This window comes from uncultured Acinetobacter sp. (assembly GCF_947626835.1).
GTDB lineage: Bacteria > Pseudomonadota > Gammaproteobacteria > Pseudomonadales > Moraxellaceae > Acinetobacter.
Genome location: NZ_CANQTS010000001.1, coordinates 1 through 26,562, shown reverse-complemented (window position 1 = coordinate 26,562; position 26,562 = coordinate 1). Strand labels below are relative to the sequence as shown.

The following is a 26,562-nucleotide window of genomic DNA, read 5'->3' as shown; positions in this document are numbered from 1 at the left end:
GTGCTTTGTTATTTTTAGAGGATAAACTGAGCAAACACAACCTTTTTTGCATAAAAAAAGAGCAGCGATTGCTGCTCTTTTTGTTAATCTTTCACAGATTATTTGCGTTTACGCTGAATCGCGTGAATCGCACGGCCATCTACCGCTAAAGCTGCTTCATGTACAACTTCAGAGAATGTTGGGTGACCAAATGTCATCAATTGAAGATCTTCAACAGAGGATACAAACTCAAGTGCAATCATACCTTGGTGAACGATATCAGACGCAGCAGGTCCAATGACGTGCATACCCAGTAAACGATCGGTTTTTGCATCAGCAACAAACTTTACGAAACCAGCATTTTCACCAGCCGCCATTGCACGACCGTTGGCAGCGAAACCGAATTGACCAGTTTTCACTTCGTGGCCTTTATCAATCGCTTGCTGTTCTGTTAAACCTACCCACGCCGCTTCTGGGTGTGTGTAAATCACAGAAATGATGGTGTCGTAGTTGACCTGTGCAGCGTGACCGTGAATACGTTCAACTGCCATTACGCCTTCTTCCATTGCTTTATGCGCAAGCATTGGACCACGGACTAAGTCACCAATTGCATATACGCCTTCTACAGAAGTTGCACACCAATCGTTAACTTCAACCAAACCACGTTCGGTCAGTTTAATACCACAGTCTTCAGCCAATAAGCCTTCAGCATAAGCACGACGACCTACACAAACGATTAACTTGTCAAACGTTTGTGTTTTGTCTTCGCCACCTTGGGTGTATTGAACAGTCACTTCACGACCATTCACTTCAGTACCCGCAACTTTAGCACCAACACGGATATCTAAACCTTGCTTACCAAGTACTTTTTGGTAGTCTTTTGCCAATGCTTTATCAGCCATTGGTAAGAATGCATCCATTGCTTCAAAGACAACAACTTCAGCACCCAAACGACGCCAAACTGAACCAAGTTCTAAACCAATGACACCTGCACCAATCACACCTAAACGCTTAGGTACTTCTTGGAATTCTAATGCGCCAGTCGAGTCAACAATGATGTCTTGATCTACAGGAGCAACAGGAATATTTACAGGAACAGAACCAGTTGCAAGAATCACGTATTTTGGTTCTAAAATTTGAGTTTCGCCTTCATGCGATACAAACTCAACTTTTTTACCTGCAAGTAATTTACCTGTACCTTTTAACCACTCAATACCGTTACCTTTTAATAGGCCATCGATACCTTTAGTGAGTTGGCTTACGATTTTGTCTTTACGTGCAAGTAATTTTGCAAGATCAAACTTCACTTCACCAGTCGTGATACCGTGGTCATCTAAGTGATGCACTGTATCTTCGTAACGGTGAGATGAATCAAGCAATGCTTTCGATGGGATACAACCCACGTTTAAGCATGTACCACCTAAAGATGGTTCGCCTTTATGGATACGTTTTTCGATACACGCAACTTTAAAGCCAAGTTGCGCTGCACGGATTGCAGCTTCATAGCCACCAGGGCCGCCGCCAATTACAACAAGATCAAACTGTTGAGACATGTTTATCTCCAAAAATGGGCCTAGAGGATCACTCTAAGCCCGATTTTTTATTCTTTAAGAATTAAAGGTCAAGGATAAGACGAGCTGGTTCTTCTAACAATTCTTTAATTGTTACCAAGAAACCTACAGCTTCTTTACCATCGATTAAACGGTGGTCATAAGAAAGCGCTAAGTACATCATCGGTAAGATTTCTACTTGACCGTTTACTGCCATAGGACGCTCTTGGATTTTGTGCATACCTAAAATTGCAGTTTGTGGTGTGTTCAAAATTGGCGTAGAAAGAAGTGAACCGAAAGTACCACCGTTAGTAATGGTGAATGTACCGCCAGTCATGTCTTCGATGCCTAATTTGCCGTCACGCGCTTTGTATGCATAGTCACGGATGCCGTTTTCAACTTCAGCATAGTTCATGCGGTCTGTATCACGAAGTACAGGAACCACTAGACCGCGTTCAGAAGATACAGCTACACCAATGTCATAGAAACCGTGATATACGATATCGTCGCCATCAATAGACGCATTTACCGCAGGGTAACGCTTAAGTGCTTCAGTTGCCGCTTTAACAAAGAATGACATAAAGCCTAAACGTGCACCATGACGCTTTTCAAAAGCATCTTTGTATTGTGCACGCATTTCCATGATTGGCTTCATGTTCACTTCGTTAAACGTCGTTAACATTGCTGTTTCTTGGGTTGCAGCAAGTAGACGCTCAGCAACACGCTTACGCAGACGTGTCATTGGAACACGTTTTTCAACACGTTCACCAACCGCAACGCTTAATGGTTGCGCAGCAGGTTTAGCTTGATGATTTGCAACGTCTTCTTTAGTGATACGACCACCGCGACCAGAACCTGCAACTTCACTTGCATTAATACCAGTTTCAGTTAACGCTTTACGTACAGCAGGTGCTTGATCAGCCACTTGTGCACGTTCAACGATTGGCGCATTACCTGCTTGAGTTTGTGAAGATGCTTGTTCTACTTTCTCTTCAGATTGAACTGCTTGAGTTTGAGCCGCGCCAGATACAGCACCCGCTTCAAACTGAGCAATCACTTCAGATGAAAGCACTGTGTCGCCTTCATTTTTGATGATTTGCGCAATCGTACCGTCAGCAGGAGCAACAACTTCTAATACAACTTTATCCGTTTCAATATCACAGATTACTTCGTCGCGTGCTACCGCTTCGCCTGGTTGTTTGTGCCAAGTTGCGATTGTGCCGTCTGCAACTGATTCTGGAAATACAGGTGCTTTAATTTCGGTTGCCATGATTTTAGAATCTCCTGATTATTCTACGATCGCTAAAGCGTCATTTACGAGCTGAGCTTGTTGTTTTGCATGTAAGTATGGTGAACCACATGCCGGTGCAGCAGAAGCTTCACGGCCTGCGTAGCTTAACTTGATTTGTTTACCTGAAGCCATTAAGCCTTCATATAAACGTGGCGCGATGAACAACCAAGCACCTTGGTTTTTCGGTTCTTCTTGCGCCCATACCAATTCAGTCACGTTTGGATACTGAGCAAGAACCTCAGCTAAACGTGCTTCTGGGTATGGATATAACTGTTCAATACGTACAATCGCGGTATTGTTCAATTCTTTTTCACGACGTTTTTCAAGTAAATCGTAGTAAACCTTACCACCACAAAGTACAACGCGAGTTACGTCAGCTTTGTTGATGTTATCGACTTCATCGATTACGGTTTGGAATGTACCTGTTGCAAGCTCATCTAAAGTAGAAGTCGCTAACTTGTGACGAAGTAAAGACTTCGGTGAAGTTACGATCAATGGCTTACGAATTGGACGAACCGCTTGACGACGTAATGCATGGAAGATCTGTGCAGGTGTCGTTGGTGTGATCACTTGCATGTTTTCTTCAGCACATAACTGTAAGAAACGCTCTAAACGTGCCGATGAATGCTCTGGACCTTGACCTTCAAAACCGTGTGGAAGAAGCATGGTTAAGCCACATACACGTTCCCATTTGGTTTCACCAGATGAGATAAATTGGTCAATCACAACCTGTGCACAGTTTGCGAAGTCACCAAATTGTGCTTCCCAAATAATTAAACCGTGTGGAATCGTGGTTGCATAACCATATTCAAATGCAAGAACGGCCATTTCTGAAAGAAGTGAGTCGTATAATGCAAAACGTGGTTGGTTGTCTTTAACATGGCAAAGCGGAATGTAAGTTTCGCCATCTACTTGGTTATGAAGTTTAGCGTGACGGTGTGAGAATGTACCACGACCCACGTCTTCACCTGTAATACGAACCAAGTAACCTTCATCAAGCAATGTTGCATAGGCTAAAGTTTCTGCAGCACCCCAGTTTAAAGGCATTTCACCAGTTTGCATTTTCAAACGATCGTCGATCACTTTAGCAACCTGACGCTGCATTACGAAACCTTCTGGAAGTTTACGCATGCCTTCGCCAAGCTCTTTTAAGCGCTCAACAGGGAAAGTTGTATCCCAAACGTCTGTATAATCATGACCTAAATACGGTGTCCAATCGACAAACATTTTTTTGTTTGGTTCTAAGACAAGCGCATTAGCAACGTGATTACCCGCTTCTAAGTCAGCACGATAGTCTTCAATCATTTGATCTGCAGCAGCACGATCAAGTACGCCTTCTTGAACTAACTTGTCTGCATATAATGTACGCGTTGTGGTCTTTTTATTGATCACTTGATACATCAATGGCTGAGTTGCAGCAGGTTCATCCGCTTCGTTATGACCACGACGACGGTAGCAGAACATGTCAATCACAACGTCTTTACGGAACGTATGACGGAAATCATGTGCAAGTTGTGCTACAAACAATACCGCTTCAGGATCATCACCGTTGACATGGAAAATCGGTGCTTGGATCATTTTAGCGATGTCAGTACAGTATTCTGTAGAACGCGCATCACGTGGATCAGACGTTGTAAAGCCCACTTGGTTGTTCACCACAATGTGAACTGTACCACCCACCGTGTAACCACGCGTTTGTGACATTTGGAAGGTTTCTTGGTTCACACCTTGACCTGCAAATGCTGCATCACCGTGTACGATGATTGGTAATACATCATCACCGCCAATGTCTTTACGACGTACTTGACGTGCACGTACCGAACCTTCAACCACAGGGCCCACGATTTCTAAGTGCGATGGGTTAAACGCAAGCGCTAAGTGAACTTCGCCACCTGCTGTCATCACGTTTGAAGAAAAACCTTGGTGGTATTTAACATCACCAGAGCCTTTTTTATGTAAAGACTTACCTTCAAACTCACCAAACAATTCAGCTGGGTTTTTACCCATAATGTTGACAAGAAGGTTTAAACGGCCGCGGTGAGGCATACCGATCACGACTTCTTTACAGCCTACTGAACCTGCGCGTTGAATCACCGCATCAACCATAGGGATGAAAGATTCACCACCCTCTACACCAAAGCGTTTTGCACCAACGTATTTATTACCAAGGAATTTTTCTAGTCCCTCAGCTGCAGTTAAACGTTCTAAAACGTGTTTTTTCTCATCTGCAGTAAAGCTAAATTGGCCACGTGCACTTTCAAGACGTTGTTGAATCCAACGTTTCTCTTTAGTGTCAACAATGTGCATGTATTCAGTACCTACTGTTTGACAGTAAGTCGCTTCTAATGCAGCAATAATTTCAGCAAGGGTCGCTTCTTCTTTACCAATCGCAAGGTTACCCGTATGGAATACGGTATCCAAATCAGATTTAGTTAAGCCGTGTGCATCTAATTCTAAGTCAAATGCTTGTTCACGCTTTGCCAAACCTAATGGATCAAGTTTTGCTTTTTGATGACCACGATTACGGTATGCCGCGATTAATTGTAATACACCGATTTGACGACGCTCATGTTCAGAGCTCACAGTTGCTTGAACTACAGGCTGAACACGGTTTGAATTACGACCTAAAAGTAGGAATTGCTCACGTACATTGCTATGTGGTTGATCACCTTTAGGGAATTTATCGAAATAAGCACGCCAGTCAGCACCAACTGAATCTGGTGACGCTAAATAATGTTCGTAAAGTTCTTCAATATACGCTGCACTGTCAGCGGAAAGTTCAGTGTCAAGACGCAGAGCGTCAGCAACTTCTTGCATTTGTGGACCCATTTCCTATTGCAAAAACATTTCAGGATGCCTAAATCAGCAAACCCATGATTGATAATGTCAAATTGGTGGCATGACATTAGTCCCCATTGGACATCAGCCATGAGGCGTTATCTCTACGTTAAAACCTAACGTAAATAATGAATCATAACGCCCCTCAGCGGCATCATCACTCATCATATACTCGGCAAAACCGAGCAATTTTTTGCAAATCGACTTAGAAAAATAAATCGAAGCTATTTACTTTTCTAAAACGATTTAACCCAGTTAGTTATACCCAATTTTAACAGCCTTCGTGTAGAAAAAATGTATGTAAAAACACAAAATTTTCTATATCTAACAGATCATTAATCCTAACATGAAGCAGCTAAAAACCAATATTTAAATCTTCGCACTATTGTAACCTATGCTGCTTGATCTCAGGTAAAGATTCAATTTAGACCAAAGTCCAAAGGCTAGATAACAAAAAAGAGCATCTTATTTCAATCTGCCCTTTGTACCATCGTTATATGATAACATTTTAATTCTAGATGTGTAGCATGTCGGCGTGCTTTGTGGCCTCAAAAAAACAAATTAGCGCAATTAAATGAGAGTCAGATTAAAAAAGCAGCAGATTTTTAAGCTTGTATTTTCACTTATAGGTCAGAGCAACAAAGTCATAGAAAATAGCGATACCTTGAGATATTTGTTTCATAAAAAAAGCACACCTAAAGGTGTGCTTTTCTTTGATTGGCAGAAATTAACCTGCGTTATCAAACATCATGCTACGGATGTGACCGATTGCCTTCGTTGGGTTTAAACCCTTAGGACATACAGACACACAGTTCATGATGCCTTTACAACGGAATAAAGAGAATGGGTCGTCAAGACGAGCCAAACGCTCTTGCGTTGCAGAGTCACGTGAGTCAATGATGAAACGGTATGCATTTAACAATGCTGATGGACCCAAGAACTTGTCTGGGTTCCACCAAAATGATGGACATGAAGTTGAACAACATGCACATAAAATACATTCGTATAAACCATCTAAATGTTCACGCTCTTCAGGAGACTGCAAACGCTCTTTTGGCGGTGCAGGCTGATTGTTGATCAAGAACGGATGAATTTTGTTGTATTGATCGTAGAACTGATTCATGTCTACAACCAAGTCTTTAATCACAGGAAGACCTGGAAGCGGACGAATTGTAATGACATCTGGTAAATCGTTTAGGTTCCAAAGACACGCTAAACCGTTTTTACCATTGATGTTAACACCATCAGAACCACAAATACCTTCACGGCATGAACGACGGAACGTTAATGTTTCGTCTTGTACTTTTAATGCAAGAAGTGCATCAAGCAACATACGGTGCTTATCAGTCAACTCAAGCTTAAAAGTTTGCATGTACGGTGCTTTATCCTTATCAGGATCGTAGCGGTAGATATTAAATGTACGAGTACCTCTACTCATCTCAACTCTCCTAATTAGAATGTACGTGGTTTAGGTGGAATTGCATCAACCGTTAACGGACGGTAACGCACAGGCTTATACTCTAAACGGTTGTCACTTGAGAACCATAAAGTATGCTTCATCCACACATCATCACGACGACCGTACGGGTAAGACGGGTGATCTGGTGGTAACTCAAAGTCTACAACCGTATGCGCACCACGACATTCTTTACGTGCAGCAGCAGAAATTAAGGTTGCTTTTGCTACTTCGTATAAGTTTTCCACTTCTAAAGCTTCCACACGTGCGGTGTTAAACACTTTAGATTTGTCTTTTAAGTGGATATTACGAATACGTGGTTCAAGCGCAAGAATTTCTTTTACGCCTTTTTCAAGCAATGCAGTTGTACGGAATACACCAGCATGGTCTTGAACGATGTCACGAATCGCATCGGCTACGTCTTGTGCGTTTTCACCTGTTGTTGATTCGTCTAATTTACGAATACGTGCAACAGTTTGCTCAAGAACTTTTGGCGGTAATGGTTCATATTCACCATCATGCTTTTTGGTTACATATTCAATGATATGTTGACCTGCAGCTTTACCAAATACAACCAAGTCAAGCAATGAGTTGGTACCTAAACGGTTTGCACCGTGTACAGATACACATGAACATTCACCGATTGCATAGAAGCCTTTGATTGGCTTAGAGAAATCACGTTCACCAGCATTGGTTGAGTAAACATCATTGTCTTTGTTGTAGTTTGCTTCTAGCGGTTGAGTTTCGCGAGATTCAGGTACAACAACTTGACCATGAATGTTGGTTGGAATACCACCCATTTGGTAATGGATTGTTGGTACTACAGGAATTGGTTCTTTAGTGATGTCAACGTTCGCGAATTTCTTACCAATCTCAAATACAGATGGAAGACGTTTCATGATCGTTTCAGCACCTAAGTGCGTCATGTCTAGAAGGATGTAATCGCCTTTAGGACCACAACCACGACCTTCTTTAATTTCTTGGTCCATAGAACGTGATACGAAGTCACGCGGTGCCAAGTCTTTTAAAGTCGGAGCATAACGTTCCATGAACGGTTCGCCGTCTTTGTTACGAAGGATTGCACCTTCACCACGACAACCTTCAGTTAACAATACGCCGGCACCTGCAACACCCGTTGGGTGGAATTGCCAGAATTCCATATCTTGTAATGGAATACCTGCACGCGCCGCCATACCAAGACCGTCACCAGTGTTGATATAAGCGTTTGTAGATGCACGATACACACGACCAGCACCACCAGTAGCAAACAATGTTGCTTTGGCTTGGAATACTGCGATTTTGCCAGTTTCTTGGTCAATTGCAGTTACACCAAGTACGTCGCCTGCTTCGTTACGAATAAGATCAAGTGCGATCCATTCTACGAAGAATTGTGTACCCATTTTCACGTTGCTTTGATAAAGCGTGTGAAGAAGTGCGTGACCTGTACGGTCGGCAGCAGCACATGCACGAGGGACTGCTTTTTCGCCGTAGTTTGCAGAGTGACCACCAAATGGACGTTGGTAAATCGTACCGTCTGCGTTACGGTCAAATGGCATACCTAAGTGTTCAAGTTCATAAACTACTTGTGGCGCTTCACGCGTCATAAACTCAATCGCGTCTTGGTCGCCTAACCAGTCAGAACCCTTAACCGTGTCGTAGAAATGGTAATGCCAGTTATCTTCTTGCATGTTACCAAGTGACGCACCGATACCACCTTGTGCTGCCACAGTGTGCGAACGTGTTGGGAATACTTTGGTCAATACAGCAACTTTTAAACCCGCTTGAGCAAGCTGGTAAGATGCGCGCATACCAGAACCACCGCCACCTACGATGACAGCATCGAAAGTTTCGTGTGGAATATTTGTGTAATCTTCTTTAGGGTTTATAGCGCCCATGATTGCTTCCTATCAATTCGCCCAAAAAATCTGGATTGCCCAGATTGCGTATGCCAATACAGCAATAATCACTGCTGTAGTGAGTACCATACGCAAACCATTTGCTGAAGGACCCATTTGACGAGTCGTCACGTAATCCGTGAAAACTTGCCACATTCCGATCCAAGCATGTGCAACTAAAGATAAGACTGACAACAAAGATAAAATCTTCATTGGTGTTGTCATCATAAAACCGTACCACTGTTCGAAATTGAATCCGCTATTACACAAAATCCAACCGAATACCACTACGGTATAAACAGCTAATACAACAGCACTTACGCGTTGGATAAACCAATCACGAGAACCTGAACCCGTAAAACCTGTAGCACTTTTCATTAGAGTACGATCCATACAAATGACGCAACGATACCGATTGCAGACAAGATTAATGCGATAGTAGCTGCTGTGCGACCGCTTTGCAGTTCCTCTGCAATGCCTTGGTCAGCAAGTAAATGCTTAACACCTGCAATGAAGTGGTAAATTAAGCCGGCTACGAACACCCATACGATAAAGCGCACCACGAAACCACTCATGATTTCTTGAACTTGCGCAAAACCTTCAGGAGAAGACAATGACTTGTCTAAGATCCATAAAAGTACCGGAACGAGTAAAAATACGATGACACCAGAAAGACGGTGTAGAATTGATGCAATAGCCACAGGGGATTTTAAGTTTACGTCTAAAACTTGACCCATGGACAAATTGACAGGTCTGTTGCTTTTCACAGCGGGCATCCTGTAGTTAAAAACTCCATCCGGAGTTTGTTGGAATTAATTCGAAGGAAAGCTGGCATTGTTAGGCAGTTTGCATGCCTAAACTTAAAACGACATCGAATTATAAAACGTCAACTATTAAAATACAAACAGTGCTACTCGGCTTTTAGCCAAAAAAACCATAAATAAGAATCATTAACAAATACATAAATAGCTAAAACCAATGGCTCAAGCACCTAAATGACGCTATATCATTGGTTTTAAAGTAATCCCTTGATATTTCAGTAATCGCTTTTCCCTTTAGCCTGACTTAATGACATTTAGACTAAAGATAGAGAAATTTTCCTCTTGAGCGTTTTTTATGACATAGATTGTCGTGGTTTTGTGCCCCAAGTTGCTCTTTTTTCAAAAAATATCGTCATGGTGAAAAAAATTCATGTTGTAAGCTCCATCATTAGCTCAAAACATAAGCTTTAATTTTCATCCAACAATCCCATGATCAAGATACAGTTTTTAACTGCCTAACATGCGTTTGGATATGCTGATACGTTATTTTTTAGCCAAACAGCTGCTCAGCAATAGATGTTTTTGTGCTGAATGTTTTGTGCCATGACAAAGCCATATTCAAGCTAAGTGGTGAAATATGCGTTGTTTTCAGCAAAAAGCCTTGCTATAGCGATTGAGGAATTTAAATTTTGTAGGGTTAAAAATCGTCTAGTTTTAAGCCATTAGCGTTATTTTTTTCTATACAATCTTGGATTTTGACTTATTATACTGCGGCGGTGTAAAAAGCGCTTTTTGTCAGATGCATAATTTTTGACTCTATCTTGGTTTAGATGTCAGCTTTTATCCATAAGTATAATTGACAAAACTTGCACACCCTCTAATCTTATAGCAATTTTTTGACCGATCTGATTCAACTATTAATTACAAATGTTTAGGGATCAGATCCAACATTCACCAGGACAGGAGATCAATTGAATGTCTGAAGTAACTGGCAAGAAAGCCGTATTACAGCTTGATGGCAAAGAAATTGAATTACCGATTTACAGCGGCACTTTAGGCCCTGACGTAATCGACGTTAAAGATGTATTGGCAGCAGGTCATTTTACTTTTGATCCTGGTTTTATGGCTACAGCGTCTTGCGAGTCTAAAATCACGTTCATCGATGGTAATAAAGGTATTCTTTTACACCGCGGTTACCCAATTGATCAATTGGCAACTAAAGCTGACTACTTAGAAACTTGCTACTTATTATTAAATGGCGAGCTTCCAACAGCTGAGCAAAAAGAAGAATTTGACGCTAAAGTACGTAACCATACGATGGTTCACGACCAAGTAAGCCGTTTCTACAACGGTTTCCGTCGTGATGCGCATCCTATGGCGATCATGGTTGGTGTTGTTGGTGCGTTATCTGCGTTCTACCACAACAACTTAGACATCGAAGATGTGAACCACCGTGAAATCACAGCGATTCGTTTAATCGCGAAGATTCCTACTTTAGCGGCTTGGAGCTACAAGTACACAATCGGTCAACCGTTTGTTTACCCACGTAACGACTTAGGCTACGCTGAAAACTTCCTTCACATGATGTTTGCAACGCCTGCTGATCGTGATTACAAAGTTGATCCTATCCTTGCTAAAGCAATGGATCGTATCTTCACGCTTCATGCAGACCACGAACAAAATGCGTCTACATCTACTGTACGTTTAGCTGGTTCTACTGGTGCTAACCCGTATGCATGTATCGCTGCTGGTATCTCTGCACTTTGGGGCCCTGCTCACGGTGGTGCAAACGAAGCTGTTCTTAAAATGCTTGATGAAATCGGCACTGTAGAGAACGTTGCAGGCTTCATGGAAAAAGTGAAGACTAAAGAAGTTAAACTTATGGGCTTCGGTCACCGAGTTTACAAAAACTTCGATCCACGTGCGAAAGTAATGAAAGAAACGTGTGACGAAGTGCTTGGCGCGCTTGGCATCAACGATCCACAACTTGCTTTAGCAATGGAACTTGAACGTATTGCGTTATCTGATGAGTACTTCATCAAACGTAACCTTTACCCGAACGTAGATTTCTACTCAGGTATCATCTTAAAAGCGATTGGTATCCCAACAGAAATGTTCACTGTAATTTTCGCGCTTGCACGTACTGTTGGTTGGATCAGCCACTGGTTAGAAATGCACAGCGGTCCATACAAGATCGGTCGTCCTCGTCAGCTTTACACTGGCGAAGTTCAACGCGACATCGTTCGTTAATCGAACTTGCGTTGAAAGACAAAAAACCGCCTCTTTGGGCGGTTTTTTTATGGGTTTAAGTTTTTAAAAATGGAATACAGTGTTCATAGGCCTGACAATCTTGGCCTTGGGCACGTTTTAAAAAATAATCTTGTACCATACTGGCTTGTTGTTCAATGCCGTATTTAAAGAAGGTTTTACCCTCTTTTAAGATATAGCTGTATTTGCGATTTAACAGCGCTCTTAACACCACCTGCATACCCTGCTGCACTTGCCCCACACATGAGTGAGTTCATGAATCAACCAACTTTGCTTGGCTAAAGAGGCTTTTGAAAAATCCTCACACCAGTTATAGATATTAAAGTAGATATGACCATTGGGACTGATGGCATAATTTTTAAGCACCCAACGATGTGCCACAATACGAATCTGCTCGAGTTGTAAAGCTTCACCAAACACCGAATAGGCAAGTTTTTTTTCATCCTCGCTTAAATAACGCTCGCGTAAAATCAAGCACGATCTTAAGCTTAATTTTCTTGTGACTTGTCTCATATTACACCTATACATCGTTTTGCTTGCGTTACAACAGCCATTATGGAAACAAAGCCTGTCTTTTTTAAAGCAATTCAAGGTTTTTTTTATGATTTGATAACGCAGTGTTATGCAATTCGTATATAGTAGAAGCCGCAAATTACTTATTTTAAGACTTTATTTTGCTGTTCAACTTTGACATAACCTTGGACTTATAGCGATAACAAACTCAAGTTATGTACATATCCTGATAGGTATAGGATTTTATTGGAAATGAAAAATTTTAACATTGCCCTTGCACAATTCTCTCCACATATTGGCAATATCGAAGCCAATACTCAAAAAATGTTGGAACAAATTGATGCTGCGAAACAACAACAAGCTGATTTAATTGTTTTTCCTGAATTATCAGTGATTGGTTATGGCGCAGAAGATTTATTGCTGCGCCCAAGTTTAGCCAAACGCACAGAACAAGCCTTTGCTGCGTTACGCGAAGTCAAAGATATTGTCTTGGTATTTGGTTTTGTGCATCAAGCTGAAGATGGTCAACGCTATAACTCAGCTGCAGTGATGAAAGACGGTCAAGTACTTGGCGTCTACAACAAGCAAAACTTACCCAATTACAGCGTATTTGATGAAAAGCGTTATTTTAACGAAGGTCATCAACACCTTGTATTTGAATATTTAGGTCATAAGTTTGGTGTTTTGATTTGCGAAGATCTTTGGGCTTTACCAACCGTGCAACAAGTGGCGCAGCTTAATGTTGAAACGGTGTTAGTACTTAATGCTTCCCCTTATGAAGTAGGTAAGCCGCAACATCGTATTTTGACCATGAAAGAGCTTGCCAAGCAACTCCAGTTGAACTTGGTGTACGTCAACCAAGTTGGTGGGCAAGATGACCTCATCTTTGATGGCACAAGCTTCTTAATTAATAAAGATGGCTCAGTTGCGCTACAAGCTGCTAGCTATCAAGAACAACTATATATGGCGCAATATGATGCCACGCAACAAGCTTATAAGACAGGGCAGATTGTACCTGCTTTAGACACCATGGCTGAGATCTATCAAGCCTTAGTGATGGCAACGCGTGATTATGTGCAGCGCTCAGGCTTTCCAGGCGTGATTTTAGGCTTATCTGGCGGTATTGACTCGGCTTTAACCTTAGCGATTGCTGTGGATGCCATTGGCGCAGATAAAGTTCAAGCAGTGATGATGCCGTATACCTATACCGCACAAATCAGCGTTGAAGATGCAGCTTTACAAGCCAAAACTATGGGCGTGACCTTCGGTATTGCCGAGATTAATCCGATTGTAAATAGCTTTATGCAAACCCTATTCCCATTCTTTGGTGAAGCCAAGGCTGACACCACGGAAGAGAATTTACAAGCGCGTTCACGTGGCACCTTGCTTATGGCTTTATCGAATAAGTTTGGTAATTTGGTACTCACCACAGGCAACAAATCAGAGCTTTCTGTGGGCTATTGCACGCTGTATGGTGATATGGTGGGCGGTTATGCGGTACTTAAAGACGTGTATAAGACCATTGTGTTTGAATTGGCTAAATACCGTAATACTTTAAGCGAAACACAGGTGATTCCTGAACGTGTGATTACTCGTCCGCCTTCAGCAGAACTAAGTCCTGATCAAAAAGACCAAGATACACTACCACCTTATGACATCCTTGATGCCATTTTATATGCTTATATCGAAGAAGACTTAAGTCAAGACGATATTATCGCCAAAGGTTTTGCGCCCGACGTAGTTGAAAAAGTGATTCGTCTGACTGATCGTAGCGAATACAAACGTCGTCAAGGTGCGATTGGTCCACGTATTTCATCACGTGCTTATAGCCGTGAGCGTCGTTATCCAATCGTCAATGGTTGGAAAGCTGGCGTTTGATTTAGCCCAATTAATGCTATACAAATCGCTTGATCTTCGGATCAGGCGATTTTTTTTATATTAAATGCTATGCCACACATAGCAAGTCAAGTTGCAGGTTTTTTAAAGCACAAAAAAAGAGACCAAGCTGAGAGCTTGGTCTTTAAAATGGTGGCTATGACGAGACTTGAACTTGTGACCCCCGCATTATGAGTGCGGTGCTCTAACCAACTGAGCTACATAGCCGTAAACTGTGAGCGCATTATGTAAATAATTGAAGATAAGGTCAAGCATTTTTTGTTACAAATGTTCACATATTAAACAAAACCTTTCATTTTACTAATTTTTTATTCAAATCTTCTGTTTAAGCGCAATTTTTTATAAAGATGAACTTCACAATATCAAGATTGACTAGATTAAATGAGGCATTAATCATTACTATTCATAAACGTAGAAAGCCCCCTACTGCTTGAAGACGCTCCAACTTAATCTATACGCTTTATTTATATCATGCTGTTAAAATTTTAAATTTCAGGCAAAAAAAAGACCACATTAGTGAATGTGGTCTTAAAAATGGTGGCTATGACGAGACTTGAACTTGTGACCCCCGCATTATGAGTGCGGTGCTCTAACCAACTGAGCTACATAGCCGTAAACTGTGCGCGTATTATGTACCTAATCTAAATATCCGTCAAGTACTTTTTTCACAATTTTGTAAAATTTTTTGAAGTGAGCCGATAAGCCGGGTTCTGTCTTGAACGATCATTCCTCTAGGCGCACAATCACTCATGCGCTCAAGCGACCTACCCGAATCCAGCATGGGCCATGCCTAATGGATTCCTATTTGGTCTTGCTTCCGGTGGGGTTTACCTCGCCATGAACTGTTACCAGCCATGCGGTGCGCTCTTACCGCACCCTTTCACCCTTACCTTCGAATCTAATTGCTTAGACACATATTGAAGGCGGTCTTCTCTCTGCTGCACTTGCCGTCGGTTTACACCGCCCAGGCGTTACCTGGCACCTTGCCCGATGAAGCCCGGACTTTCCTCCCCTGCTTCAATCACTAAGATCTCCACAGCAGCGATCGTCTGGCTCACTTCGAGCGGCATTCTAGCAAACTTTGTAATTAATTGCTTGCGCTTTTTTGAGCAATCAGTGTTTTATATTTTTCCATGAGTGTGTCATCACTTTCGACATGATTGGGATCATGCGGAATACAATCGACTGGACAAAATAATTGACACTGCGGTTGGTCATAATGTCCAACACATTCGGTACATAAATCAGGGTGAATTTCATAAATCACCTCGCCCATGAAAATGGCTTCATTGGGACATACAGGCTCGCACACATCGCAATTAATGCATTCATCGGTAATATATAAAGACACTCTACCAACCTTGTTGTAGCTTGCGTTTAAAGGCCTCGACCACCACAGGCGGTACAAATTTAGTCACATCACCTTGTAAACGCGCAATTTCTCGCACCAATGTCGAAGAAATAAATGAATATTGCTCCGAGGGCGTTAAAAACACTGCCTCAAAATTTGCATCTAACTGACGATTCATATTCGCCAATTGAAATTCATATTCAAAATCAGAGACAGCACGTAGACCACGCAGTACGGCAGTTGCCTTTTGCTCACGGAAGAAATTCACCAACAAGCCATCAAAGCCCACAAATTCAACATTGGATAAGTGACTTAACGATGCCTGTGCTAAAGCCACGCGTTCATCCAAGGTGAAAATCGGATTTTTATGATGCCCTATGGCAATCGCCACCACCACTTCATCAAACATTTTGGCTGCACGTGTCACAAGATCAACGTGTCCATTGGTGATGGGATCAAATGTGCCTGGGTAAATCACGCGAGTTTTAGACATCCACTGTACTCTATTTATTGTGTTCGAGCGCTATTCTAGCAAAAAGCATGTTTTGGGGTGAACCAAAACTTCAATTGCTGTAATTTTTTAGCCAGTAAGATTTTATGAATTGTCAGCATGGCCTGCTTGGGGCACAATAGTGCTTAAGTTGGGAAGTGTCTTATTATGGCAAAAATATCAGTAGTGAAAAAAAATAATGGTGGGACGATTGCACAAAATAAACGTGCACGTCACGACTATTTTATTGAAGAAAAATTTGAAGCGGGTCTGTCCTTACAAGGTTGGGAAGTCAAATCTTTACGTGCTGGCCGTATGACCTTAAGTGAAAGCTATGTGACCTTTAAAAATGGTGAAGCTTATCTTTTTGGTGCCCAAATTCAACCTTTACTGTCAGCGTCTACACATGTTGTACCTGAAGCAACACGCACGCGTAAATTGCTGCTCAGCCGTCGTGAACTGGACAAATTATTAGGTGCAGTCAATCAAAAAGGTTATTCATGTGTACCTTTGGCTTGTTATTGGAAAGGACCATTAGCCAAGCTTGAAATTGCGTTGGTGAAAGGTAAACAATTGCATGACAAACGTGCCACCGAAAAAGACCGTGATTGGCAACGTGACAAAGCGCGCATTTTCCATAAATAATAAAAAACCTCCATACTGGAGGTTTTTTATTTTGCATAGTTTAATGATCTTGGGGTTGGATAAACACAAAGCTTGCCATACGCCCAGTTTTAGCTTCACGGCGATAGGAAAAATAATCCTCATTTTGAGCATAGGTACATTGATCACCACCAAAAATTTGCGTTACACCATATTGTTGTAAAATGTAACGGGCAATGGCGTATAAATCTGCATAGAACTTATCGGCTTGTTTACCTGCTACAAACGCCTTGTCTAAGGTTGGGTATTTATTGCAAAATGCGGCTTTCACTTCCGCGCCCACTTCAAAACAGGGCTGACTAATGGCTGCACCCAACCATGCCCATGTAGGCTGTGTGTACATAGTGGCTATCGTATTTTCAATAATGCCATTGGCAAGACCTTTCCAACCTGCATGTAAATTGGCGACTTCGCTGCCCCCCTGATTACCTAATACCACAGGTAAACAATCAGCGGTCATTATCATTAAGGCATGACCTTGGCTTGAGGTGACTAAAGCATCGCCTTCTTGTGCACACAAAGTTGCTTGTGCATCTACACGGTGACACAGCACACTATGGGTTTGATTCAGCCATGTCATTTGATTGACACCAAAGCCATGCAGTTGATTGAGCAGCGCAATACGATGCTGCTGCACCCGCAGCGGGTCATCACCGACATGTAAGGCCAAATTAAAGCCGTGTAAACTTGGGTGTTGCGTGGTAATGCTTGCCTCATGCACAATACGTGTTTGCCCGACATACACGCCTTTTGGCACACCAAATACAAATTGCATGATGTTAATCCTGAAAAAACAAAAATGGCTATCTTCTCAGATAGCCACCTTTTAAATTAATAGGCTTTATTTTCGCTACGTAACACTTCAACCAATGAGTTAAAGTCTTCTGGCCACGGTGCTTCAAACATCATCTCTTCGCCTGAACGTGGATGCACCAAGCCTAGTTTGGCTGCATGTAGTGCTTGACGTCTAAAACCGCGTAAGGTGGCGTTGAGTAATTCTGATGCACCCGCTGGCACACGTACCCGTGGCATATACACTGGATCACCGATTAAACCAAAACCAATATAGCTAAAATGCACACGAATTTGGTGCGTACGACCTGTTTCAAGGCGCGCTTGGACACGGGTAAAATGTTGGAAACGCTCTTTGACGTTATAGTGCGTCACTGCATCTTTACCACCAGGTAATACCGTCATTTTAACGCGTTCAAACGGATGACGTTTGATGGGTTCATCAATGGTGCCACCGGCAATCATATTGCCATACACAATCAGATCGTAAACGCGATACACCGATTTTTTCGCCAATTGCTTACTTAACGAAAACTGCGCTTCTAAATTTTTTGCCACCACCAAGAGACCCGAGGTGTCTTTGTCGATACGATGCACTAAACCTGCACGGGTCAGTTCTGCCGATTTAGGATAGTGATGTAATAAAGCATTTACCAAAGTACCCGAGCTATTGCCAGCCCCAGGATGCACTACCATACCCACAGGTTTGTTCACCACTAAAATATCGTCGTCTTCATAAACAATATCAAGTGGAATATCTTCAGGTAGGCTGCGGGTTTGTGCTTCAAGCTCGACATCTAGTGTTAACACTTCTGTGCCTTCACATTTGTATTTAGGCTTGACTGCTTGACCATCTACCAATAAATGACCATCTTTGAGCCATTGTTTAAGTTTTTCGCGTGAAAAGTCATTCCATACTAAGGCGGCCACTTGGTCAATGCGTTGACCTAAATAGCGCTCATCAAGTTCAACTTGCAATGTTAAACGTGTTGCAGTTGTTTCTGAAGTATGGTTATCTGCATCCTCAGAATCTTCAATCAAATTGAAATCAGTTTCAGGGATATTAGAATCGGAAGATTGTACTTGGGTCATTTGCTCATTCAGACAAAAGTGATTTAATAGTGCAATTGTAGCTTATTGCCCGTATTAACAGAGGAATTTTTATGTCGCTGCCACGTTATAAAATGACAATGCTTGTGCTAACGCTTGGCGCTGCATCTGCAATTGTGGGTTGTAGCAGTAATCCAAAAAAACAAGTGGTCGATCAAGGGCCACAATCGAGTGAACAAGTGTACATTCAAAAAGCACAAAAAGCACTTGAACGCGGTCAACATGTTGAGGCAGTCAAAAATCTAGAAGCAATTGATACCTACTTTCCTACGGGTAATTATGCAACACAAGCTCAACTGGAGCTGATGTACGTTAAATTTCAACAAAAAGAATATGAAGGTGTCGTGGCCTTAGCTGATCGTTTTATTCGTATGAATCCGGATCATCCACAAGCTGAATACGCTTATTACGTGCGTGGTGTCGCCAATATGGAACAAAACTACCATACCATGTTGCGTTATACCTCACTTAAACAATCACATCGTGATGTCAGCTATTTAAAAGTAGCGTATCAAAACTTTGTTGATTTTATTCGTCGCTATCCATCTAGCACCTATGCAGTTGATGCTGCACAACGTATGCAATTTATTGGGCAAGAGCTTGCAGAAGCTGAGATGAATGCTGCACGTTTTAATTTAAAACGTAAAGCATGGGTGGCTGCACTTGAACGTGGTCAATGGGTGGTTGAGTATTATCCTAAAACCCCACAAGTGCCTGAAGCCTTAGCCACGATTGCCTATAGCTATCAAAAATTAGGTGATCAAGCCTCAGCACAGCAATATATTGATGTACTTAAACTCAATTATCCGCACTTGATTAAAGCCAATGGTGAAGTCAATTTACGTGCTGCACGCTCAGAAGAAAGTTGGTTAAACCGCACTACTTTGGGTATTTTCGGTCGTGAAGCCCAAACCAACTTAGATCAAGATACCTCAACAACTGAGACCGAAAAACGTAGTTTAAGCAATCGTTTAAGTTTTGGTTTATTAGATCGTCCAAAACAAGACTGATCTTAAGGTTCGCATTTTCAGCAAGGGCAAGTTATCATACTTGCCCTTTTTGTTGATTCAACTGGGAAAGTTGTTTATTTTTTAAACGCAACTCTTTTTTCTTGTTTGGTTAAATGGCACTGATACACGATGGCAATTCCTCAGCATATTATTGATCAGGTCGTCGATCGCACCGACATTGTCGATTTGATTAGTCAGCGCGTGAAACTTAAAAAAACTGGCCGCACTTATTCAGGGTGTTGTCCATTTCACCAAGAAAAAAGCCCCTCTTTTCATGTGTATCGTGACAAACAGTATTTCCACTGCTTTGGCTGTCAAGCCAATGGGAATGCCATTCGTTTTTTAATGGACATCGACAATCGTAATTTTGTTGATGTCATGAAAGATTTGGCCTCCCAAGCGGGTATTGAGCTGCCTAAAGACGATATAGACAACAAAAAACGCATTGCCTATAAACGCGATGTTAAACCTGCACTGAGCGTAAGCCAATCGGCACCCGTGGCAATTGACCATAGCAACTCTTCTGAAGAAGCCAGCTATTTTGATTATGCACCGCCTAGCGATGACATAGATCATGAGGCACAATTTGCTGATTTTGATGCCTTTAGCGCTGAGCCTCAAGCAGCACAAGAAGGTGATTTATACACCTTATTGGAACAGATTACCCAATTTTATCAAGCGCAATTGCCGCACAGCCAAACCGGACAAAACTATTTTAAAAAACGCGGTTTAAGCCCCGAAACCATTGATTATTGGCGCTTAGGCTATGCTCCTGAAGATTGGCAACATCTTGAAAAAGCCTTTCCACAGGACATTGAAGGTTTAAAACTACTCGGGTTAATTCGTACCAGTGACAAAGGGCGTGATTTTAACTTATTGCGTGATCGGGTCATTTTTCCCATTCGTGACACCAAAGGTCGTGTGGTCGGTTTTGGTGGGCGCGCTTTAAATGACGAAATTAAGCCCAAATACATTAACTCCCCAGATTCAGAAGTGTTTCATAAAAATCAATTACTGTATGGTTTATATGAAGGTCGTAAGCAAAAAGCCCATGATTGGTTGATGGTTGAGGGCTACATGGATGTGATTGCGCTACAGCAATATGGCATCTATGGCGCTGTAGCCACCTTGGGAACTGCAAGTAATACCGAACACTTAAATATTCTATTTAAGCAAAATCCGTGTATTACCATTGCCTTTGATGGTGATGCTGCTGGTCAAAAGGCGGCACGGCGTACTCTAGAAATTGCCCTGCCTCTATTAAATGATGGGCGTGAGCTTAAATTCTTTGTGCTACCCAATCACCATGACCCTGATTCGCTCATTCGTCGTGAAGGCTTAGAAAATTTTCAGCGTTTGCTCAAGCAAGCACCGTTATTGTCCGATTTTATCTTTGCTCATTTAACTCAAAACCACGACATTCAAACGCCTGAAGGTAAAAGTCAGGTCATGGCTGAACTGCGTCAACTGACGGATTTATTGCCCAAACATGGCTCGTTTCGTTATTTGCTCAGCCAAGCCTTTAAAGAAAAATTAGGCTTTGGACGCAAATGGACACCCAAACTCAATAACGATGCCTCACTGTCGTTTAACATTCATACCCGCGATGAAGACTTTGCTATTGCTATTTTAATGCATCATCCGTTTTTATATATTCACTTTGAGACTCTGCGTGCCTTTATGCAACCAGGGCAACTGCTGTCGAATGTGCTTGATCGTCTCAATTGCGTGTTTGATGATTTACCCGATGATCAAGAGTTAGCCACCTATTATGTGCTGGGTGCTTGTAGCAGTTATGCGCATGAAATTGCCGATATTATGCAGCGCACCAATATTGAAGCATTAACTCAAGCACCTGAAATGGCCGATAAACTGGCTGCTGAATATGCTTTATCCTTACAAGAAAAATATCTCAAACAAAAGCTTAAATCGCCCTTATCTTTGGTGGAATCTAGTAATTTACGTCAGCAACTCAATGAACTCACCAAAAAAATCAGCTTAAGATTAGTCTCTTAAGCTGAACAATTTAGCGTTTAGATTGACGGGTATGTTGTATGGTGTCTTCTAAATGTTCATGTATAAAGCCAAAATGTGCAGGATCATCGGCTTTGGCAGCATCACGCAATAAAATTGAAGTGGGATGCAAAAGTTTTTGGGTTAAACGGTGCGAAAAATCTTGCATCACTACCGCAGCATCTTCCCCTTTGGCAATACGCGCTAAAGCACAGTTAAGCTCTTGCTGTCGCATTTGCTCGCCGTGCTCACGATACTGCTGAATACTGCTGCCGGCGTCTTTGACCTTTTGTTGCGTGATCAATTGTGTAGCCAACTGATTAACCATCACTTCAGCTTCTAAGGCTGCCTGACGCCGTTGTGCAAGGTTATCTTCAATCACCGATTGTAGATCATCAACGCCATATAAATACGCGCCATCTAAATCTTCAACTTTAGGGTCAATATCACGCGGTACGGCTAAATCAACCAACAGCATTTGTTGATAACGACGTTTTTTTAATGCCGCTTTGACATCTGCTGCACTAATGACTTGATGCAAACTACCAGTACAACTTGACACCACATCGGCACGATGTAAATGCGCACTTAAATCTTGAAAATCAATAATTTCTACAGCAACACGCGGATTTAACTCTTGTGCAAGATGTTCTGCACGACTACGGGTACGGTTGCAAATAATGATTTTGCCCACACCCATTTCAGCCAAATGTTTCGCCACAAGGCTATTCATCTCGCCTGCTGCAACCATCATCACCGTTAGGCTTTCGGCTTGAGTAAATACTTGCAAAGCCAACTGTGCAACTGCATAGCCCATAGACACTGCATGGCTGCCCACTGCGGTTTCTGAGCGTACACGTTTGGCTGCATAAAAAGCATATTCAAAAATACGATTTAAGTCTTTAGACACCGTGGCGTTGTCTTTGGCCAAAGACAACGCAGTTTTCACCTGACCTAAAATCTGTGGTTCACCCAGCATCAGTGAATCTAAACCACTGGCCACACGCATCAGATGCGTTACAGCTTGTGCATTTTCATAACGATACACATGATTTTGCAGCTGTTGTACATCTAAACCATTTGCGTCTGCCAACCATTGAAGCACCTGCTCTGATTGTTCAGACATGGCATACACTTCAGTTCGGTTACAGGTCGACACCACCACCAAATCGTTTAAATTTGGGTCGTGACTTTGCGCTGCCAAGAGCTTGCTTAACTTGTCAGGGTTAAATGCAATTTGCTCACGCAGTTCTACGGAGGCGGTTTGATGGTTGACACCCAATGCAAAGAAAGACATATCAGATCATCATTTCGCTAAATTTATGCTATTGTGCAACATCGGTGTCATAAAAAGCATTACTTGGATTAAGAAAAATTGCGTCAAATAAATGGCCAAAACAGCACTTCGACAATAAAGCAATATTCTAGCACATTGTTACTCTTAGGTAGCATGCTCTGTAGCAGCCATCTTTATGCGGCCACTTCAGCTTACAATACTCAGCGCGATCATGCTATTGAACAAAGCATGATTGCTGAATTTGCCCTGGCAGCCCAAGATCCGGCCACTGCGTTGCATAACTATACTGTTTTAGCCATTAAGAGCAATTCTACCAGTTTGAAGCAACGCGCCCTCAATATTGCGCTTGAACAAAACGATCTCAAAGCAGCGCTTGATATTGCCACCCATTGGGTTGTACAAGAACCCAGTGATGTGCCGGCATTGTTTTATCTTGCTCATATCGCCTTACAAGCGCATGAGTATGAGCTTGCCGCCGAAAGTCTTGATAAAATTTTAAGCCATGATCCAAGTGCTGACCTTGAAAGAATTTTGGCGGGTATTGCACCAGAATCAGCCGATGATCAGGTGATCTTATTGGAAGCGCTAAAAAACAGCCAAGCCAAAGATAACCCGTCTATCTTGGTGATTATTGCCGCGTTAAAAGCGCAAAATGGCGAATTTGAGCAAGCCCTCGACACCATTAATCAAGCCTTAAAAAAACGCCCTAAAGCCACCAATTTTATCCTCATGAAAGCCAATTTACTCAGTGCCTTAGGCAATGAGCAGCAAACCCGCAATTGGTATAGTAAAGCTTCACGTCAGCATAAGTCCAATTTAGAAATACGTTTAGCAGAAGTGAAATATCTGATTAAACTCAATGATTCACAATTGGCTTTAGATAAATTAGAAAAGATCCTGAAAAAGTGGCCCAAAGCTGAAGAAGCCTTATTTATTGCGGGTTTAACCAGTATAGATTTGGGTCAATACGAACGCGCTGAGCGTTACTTGGTCGAACTACGGCATTCGCTTGAGTACCAAAACGACGCCTATTACTATTTGGCGCTCAACGCTGAGCGTAAGCAACATTATGAAACTGCAAAGGCCTATTACCGCTTGGTCGATGGCAGTCTGTACACAGTATCACGACAAAGTTTGATTAATATTTACACCGAGCAGCAGCGCCTAAACGAAGCGTTACGCTTTTTAACCCAAGAGCGGGTCAATTATCCACAATACGCCAGTTTCTTATACCAAGCCCAAGCCGAAATTTTAAAAAAAATGGGCAATAAACCTGCTGCGATTCAACTCTTAGATGAAGCCATGCAGCATTTAAGTGATGATCCTGAACTCATTTATGCGCAAGTTTTATTGCTAGATCCATTTGTAGAGCGTGACCGTTTAGATCAACTCCTCACATTATTGTTAGATTTAGAACCCAATCATCCAGCCTATTTAAACGCCTATGCCTATACTTTGGCTTTGCAAAACCGCCATTTAGATCAAGCACGCCAATATGCCGAACAAGCGCTGGAGATGGAACCCGACCAAGCGTCGATTTTAGATACTTTAGGTTTTGTCGCCTATTTACAAAATGATTTTGCCACCGCAGCACAAGCGTTACAACGTGCTTATGGCTTAAGTAATAACCCAAGCACTGGAGTACGTTATGCACGTGCGGTATATATGCAAGGCGATTTAAGCAATTTTTCCGCTATTTTAAAACAACTGCAACAAAAACATCCCAATGATGCTGCCCTTGAACCCTTAAATTCATTACTCTTACCTAAAACCATCCATTAGAGTTTTGATGATGTTCAATTTTTCCCGTTATGCGCTGTTGAGCACAGTGCTGGCAAGCCTTGTTTTAACGGCTTGTCAACCGATGATTAAGCCGCAAATACCCACTACGCCTGTGATCGAAAACAGCCAAAATTTTAGCTTACAAGGTAAATTAGGCATTCGTACACCGACTCAATCAGGCAGTGCGTTTTACACATGGGTACAACACAATGATCAATTTGAGATTGAACTCAGTGGTATTTTGGGCGTTGGAAAAACCCAAATTTGGGGGCAAAAATACGGTCAAGCCAGTTTAAATAGCAGCCGTACCGGCGAAATTGTGGCTCAAAGTCCAGAACAGCTGCTGAAACGTGCCACAGGTTGGGATGCACCCATCACGTATTTAATGGATTGGATTCAGGCCAAAGCAGCCACTTCAACCGCACAACTTAATCAAGATGAACAAGGACGAGTCAGCCAAATTATTGAAGGTGGTTGGACTGTTGATTTGAGTTACAACCAATCCACACTGCCAAATCGCTTAATTTTAAAGCAAATGCTTGAAAACGGGCAAGAAAACAGTATTACTATGCTCATTCAAGATCGTTAAGAGTTGCCTTATGTTACGCGTGCCTTCGCCTGCCAAACTCAATTTATTTTTGCATATCACTGGTCGTCGTGCAGATGGCTATCACGAATTACAAACGATTTTTCAGCTGATTGATTTATATGACTGGATAAATTTTAAGCAAACACAAAGTTTAAACATTACAATTGATGGTTTAAACAGTGTCGATCTTGAACAAAATTTAATTTTTAAAGCCACACAATTATTAAAACCTTTTGCCAAAAATTTAACCGGTTTAAAGATCAACATTGAAAAACATATTCCGATGGGCGCAGGCTTAGGTGGAGGTTCATCCAATGCGGCAACCACCCTAGTTGTGATCAATCAATTGTGGCAGTGTGGCTTAACGATCGAGCAATTGGCTGAACTTGGCGTGCAGCTTGGTGCTGATGTGCCGATTTTTGTGCATGGCAAAAATGCATGGGCTGAAGGCATTGGTGAGCGCTTAACATGGATAAATTTAGCTCAAAAACAGTATATTGTGCTCAAACCTGATTGTTTTATCAGCACTCAATTACTTTTTTCACAAAAAGCGTTGACAAGAAACCAAAAGAGCTCTAAATTTTGCGCCTATCAGCAAACGCAATCTGATTTTAAGAATAACTTCGAGCCATTGGCACGAAGCTTATACAAACAAGTCGATGAAGCGATGCAATACTTAGATCAGTTCGGTGTTGCAAAACTTACAGGTACAGGTGCTTGTGTTTTTGTTGAAGTGACTTTAGATATGAACATTGATGACATTCTTGCAAATGCACCTTGTAAAGCTTACTTGGTGAATAGCTTAACAGAATCGCCATTAGTGCAGTTTAAAGTAGATTAGGGGTATCGCCAAGTGGTAAGGCACCGGGTTTTGATCTCGGCATCCGTTGGTTCGAATCCAGCTACCCCTGCCATTTTCACCTGTAAAAAAGATGTACTGTATTAGGGGTATCGCCAAGTGGTAAGGCACCGGGTTTTGATCTCGGCATCCGTTGGTTCGAATCCAGCTACCCCTGCC

General features: G+C 42.0%; 20 protein-coding genes, 4 tRNA genes, 1 other RNA gene and 1 pseudogene. 10 read left to right on the top strand and 16 right to left on the bottom strand.

Going from position 1 to position 26,562, the window contains the following annotated elements; translation table 11 throughout:
* Positions 1-98: 98 nt before the first annotated feature.
* From lpdA to sdhC, 7 genes are all read right to left on the bottom strand, one after another.
* Complete coding sequence (gene lpdA / locus Q0Z55_RS00130; protein ID WP_297422476.1) at positions 99-1,532, bottom strand: dihydrolipoyl dehydrogenase; 1,434 nt, start codon at positions 1,530-1,532, stop codon at positions 99-101.
* 61 nt (positions 1,533-1,593) lie between these two features.
* The gene (gene odhB, locus Q0Z55_RS00125; protein ID WP_297422473.1) at positions 1,594-2,799 is read right to left on the bottom strand and encodes a 2-oxoglutarate dehydrogenase complex dihydrolipoyllysine-residue succinyltransferase; all 1,206 of its coding nucleotides are present in this window, start codon (positions 2,797-2,799) and stop codon (positions 1,594-1,596) included.
* 18 nt (positions 2,800-2,817) lie between these two features.
* Complete coding sequence (locus Q0Z55_RS00120; protein WP_297422471.1) at positions 2,818-5,637, bottom strand: 2-oxoglutarate dehydrogenase E1 component; 2,820 nt, start codon at positions 5,635-5,637, stop codon at positions 2,818-2,820.
* Positions 5,638-6,385: 748 nt separating this feature from the next.
* The gene (locus Q0Z55_RS00115) at positions 6,386-7,096 is read right to left on the bottom strand and encodes a succinate dehydrogenase iron-sulfur subunit (protein WP_297422468.1); all 711 of its coding nucleotides are present in this window, start codon (positions 7,094-7,096) and stop codon (positions 6,386-6,388) included.
* A gap of 14 nt (positions 7,097-7,110) precedes the next feature.
* Positions 7,111-9,009 carry a succinate dehydrogenase flavoprotein subunit gene (sdhA, locus tag Q0Z55_RS00110; protein ID WP_297422465.1) on the bottom strand — a complete coding sequence of 633 codons (1,899 nt, stop codon included), beginning with the start codon at positions 9,007-9,009 and terminating at the stop codon, positions 7,111-7,113.
* Between the two features lie 12 nt (positions 9,010-9,021).
* Entirely contained in the window at positions 9,022-9,387 is a 366-nt protein-coding gene (gene sdhD, locus Q0Z55_RS00105; RefSeq protein WP_297422462.1) for a succinate dehydrogenase, hydrophobic membrane anchor protein, read from the bottom strand.
* A complete protein-coding gene (gene sdhC, locus Q0Z55_RS00100; RefSeq protein WP_297422459.1) occupies positions 9,387-9,785 on the bottom strand; it encodes a succinate dehydrogenase, cytochrome b556 subunit in 399 nt (132 codons plus the stop codon). The genes sdhD and sdhC overlap by 1 nt, the downstream gene beginning before the upstream one ends.
* Before the next feature lie 960 nt (positions 9,786-10,745).
* Between sdhC and gltA the strand changes: the two genes are divergently transcribed.
* Positions 10,746-12,020, top strand: a complete 1,275-nt coding sequence (gene gltA, locus Q0Z55_RS00095; RefSeq protein WP_297422456.1) for a citrate synthase — start codon at positions 10,746-10,748, stop codon at positions 12,018-12,020.
* 55 nt (positions 12,021-12,075) lie between these two features.
* Here the strand turns inward: gltA and Q0Z55_RS00090 are convergent.
* Positions 12,076-12,551, bottom strand: a pseudogene (locus Q0Z55_RS00090) (type IV secretion protein Rhs).
* A 252-nt stretch (positions 12,552-12,803) separates the two neighbouring features.
* On the opposite strand from Q0Z55_RS00090, the gene Q0Z55_RS00085 reads away from it, so the two are divergent.
* Entirely contained in the window at positions 12,804-14,429 is a 1,626-nt protein-coding gene (locus Q0Z55_RS00085; protein ID WP_297422453.1) for an NAD+ synthase, read from the top strand.
* Positions 14,430-14,577: 148 nt separating this feature from the next.
* Here Q0Z55_RS00085 and Q0Z55_RS00080 read toward each other — a convergent pair.
* The 5 genes from Q0Z55_RS00080 to coaD form a co-directional block, all read right to left on the bottom strand.
* Positions 14,578-14,654 (bottom strand) — tRNA-Met (locus tag Q0Z55_RS00080).
* Between the two features lie 328 nt (positions 14,655-14,982).
* Positions 14,983-15,059, bottom strand: a tRNA-Met gene (locus Q0Z55_RS00075).
* 71 nt (positions 15,060-15,130) lie between these two features.
* An RNA gene (rnpB, locus tag Q0Z55_RS00070) (RNase P RNA component class A) lies at positions 15,131-15,508 on the bottom strand.
* A 26-nt stretch (positions 15,509-15,534) separates the two neighbouring features.
* Complete coding sequence (locus tag Q0Z55_RS00065; protein WP_297422450.1) at positions 15,535-15,798, bottom strand: YfhL family 4Fe-4S dicluster ferredoxin; 264 nt, start codon at positions 15,796-15,798, stop codon at positions 15,535-15,537.
* 1 nt (position 15,799) lies between these two features.
* Complete coding sequence (gene coaD / locus Q0Z55_RS00060; protein ID WP_297422447.1) at positions 15,800-16,291, bottom strand: pantetheine-phosphate adenylyltransferase; 492 nt, start codon at positions 16,289-16,291, stop codon at positions 15,800-15,802.
* Positions 16,292-16,456: 165 nt separating this feature from the next.
* Here coaD and smpB point away from each other — a divergent pair, with 165 nt between their 5' ends.
* The gene (gene smpB / locus Q0Z55_RS00055; RefSeq protein WP_297422444.1) at positions 16,457-16,933 is read left to right on the top strand and encodes an SsrA-binding protein SmpB; all 477 of its coding nucleotides are present in this window, start codon (positions 16,457-16,459) and stop codon (positions 16,931-16,933) included.
* Between the two features lie 40 nt (positions 16,934-16,973).
* Here smpB and pgeF read toward each other — a convergent pair whose 3' ends face one another.
* Positions 16,974-17,726 carry a peptidoglycan editing factor PgeF gene (gene pgeF / locus Q0Z55_RS00050; RefSeq protein ID WP_297422441.1) on the bottom strand — a complete coding sequence of 251 codons (753 nt, stop codon included), beginning with the start codon at positions 17,724-17,726 and terminating at the stop codon, positions 16,974-16,976.
* Positions 17,727-17,782: 56 nt separating this feature from the next.
* Positions 17,783-18,835, bottom strand: coding sequence for a 23S rRNA pseudouridine(1911/1915/1917) synthase RluD (gene rluD / locus Q0Z55_RS00045; protein ID WP_297422438.1), 1,053 nt, complete (start codon positions 18,833-18,835; stop codon positions 17,783-17,785).
* 71 nt (positions 18,836-18,906) lie between these two features.
* Here rluD and Q0Z55_RS00040 point away from each other — a divergent pair, with 71 nt between their 5' ends.
* The gene (locus Q0Z55_RS00040; protein ID WP_297422435.1) at positions 18,907-19,863 is read left to right on the top strand and encodes an outer membrane protein assembly factor BamD; all 957 of its coding nucleotides are present in this window, start codon (positions 18,907-18,909) and stop codon (positions 19,861-19,863) included.
* 129 nt (positions 19,864-19,992) lie between these two features.
* Positions 19,993-21,879 carry a CHC2 zinc finger domain-containing protein gene (locus Q0Z55_RS00035; protein ID WP_297422433.1) on the top strand — a complete coding sequence of 629 codons (1,887 nt, stop codon included), beginning with the start codon at positions 19,993-19,995 and terminating at the stop codon, positions 21,877-21,879.
* Positions 21,880-21,889: 10 nt separating this feature from the next.
* Here the strand turns inward: Q0Z55_RS00035 and hemA are convergent, their stop codons facing one another.
* Complete coding sequence (hemA, locus tag Q0Z55_RS00030) at positions 21,890-23,173, bottom strand: glutamyl-tRNA reductase (protein ID WP_297422430.1); 1,284 nt, start codon at positions 23,171-23,173, stop codon at positions 21,890-21,892.
* A gap of 78 nt (positions 23,174-23,251) precedes the next feature.
* On the opposite strand from hemA, the gene Q0Z55_RS00025 reads away from it, so the two are divergent.
* The 5 genes from Q0Z55_RS00025 to Q0Z55_RS00005 all read left to right on the top strand — a co-directional run bounded on the left by Q0Z55_RS00025 (position 23,252) and on the right by Q0Z55_RS00005 (position 26,560).
* Positions 23,252-24,955 (top strand): tetratricopeptide repeat protein, encoded by a 1,704-nt coding sequence (locus Q0Z55_RS00025; RefSeq protein WP_297422427.1) that lies wholly within the window; start codon positions 23,252-23,254, stop codon positions 24,953-24,955.
* Positions 24,956-24,965: 10 nt separating this feature from the next.
* Entirely contained in the window at positions 24,966-25,544 is a 579-nt protein-coding gene (gene lolB / locus Q0Z55_RS00020; RefSeq protein ID WP_297422423.1) for a lipoprotein insertase outer membrane protein LolB, read from the top strand.
* 10 nt (positions 25,545-25,554) lie between these two features.
* Positions 25,555-26,385: a 4-(cytidine 5'-diphospho)-2-C-methyl-D-erythritol kinase gene (gene ispE, locus Q0Z55_RS00015; RefSeq protein ID WP_297422420.1), complete on the top strand. Its 831-nt coding sequence runs from the start codon at positions 25,555-25,557 to the stop codon at positions 26,383-26,385.
* Positions 26,384-26,458, top strand: a tRNA-Gln gene (locus tag Q0Z55_RS00010). The genes ispE and Q0Z55_RS00010 overlap by 2 nt, the downstream gene beginning before the upstream one ends.
* A gap of 30 nt (positions 26,459-26,488) precedes the next feature.
* Positions 26,489-26,560, top strand: a tRNA-Gln gene (locus tag Q0Z55_RS00005).
* Positions 26,561-26,562 lie beyond the last annotated feature (2 nt).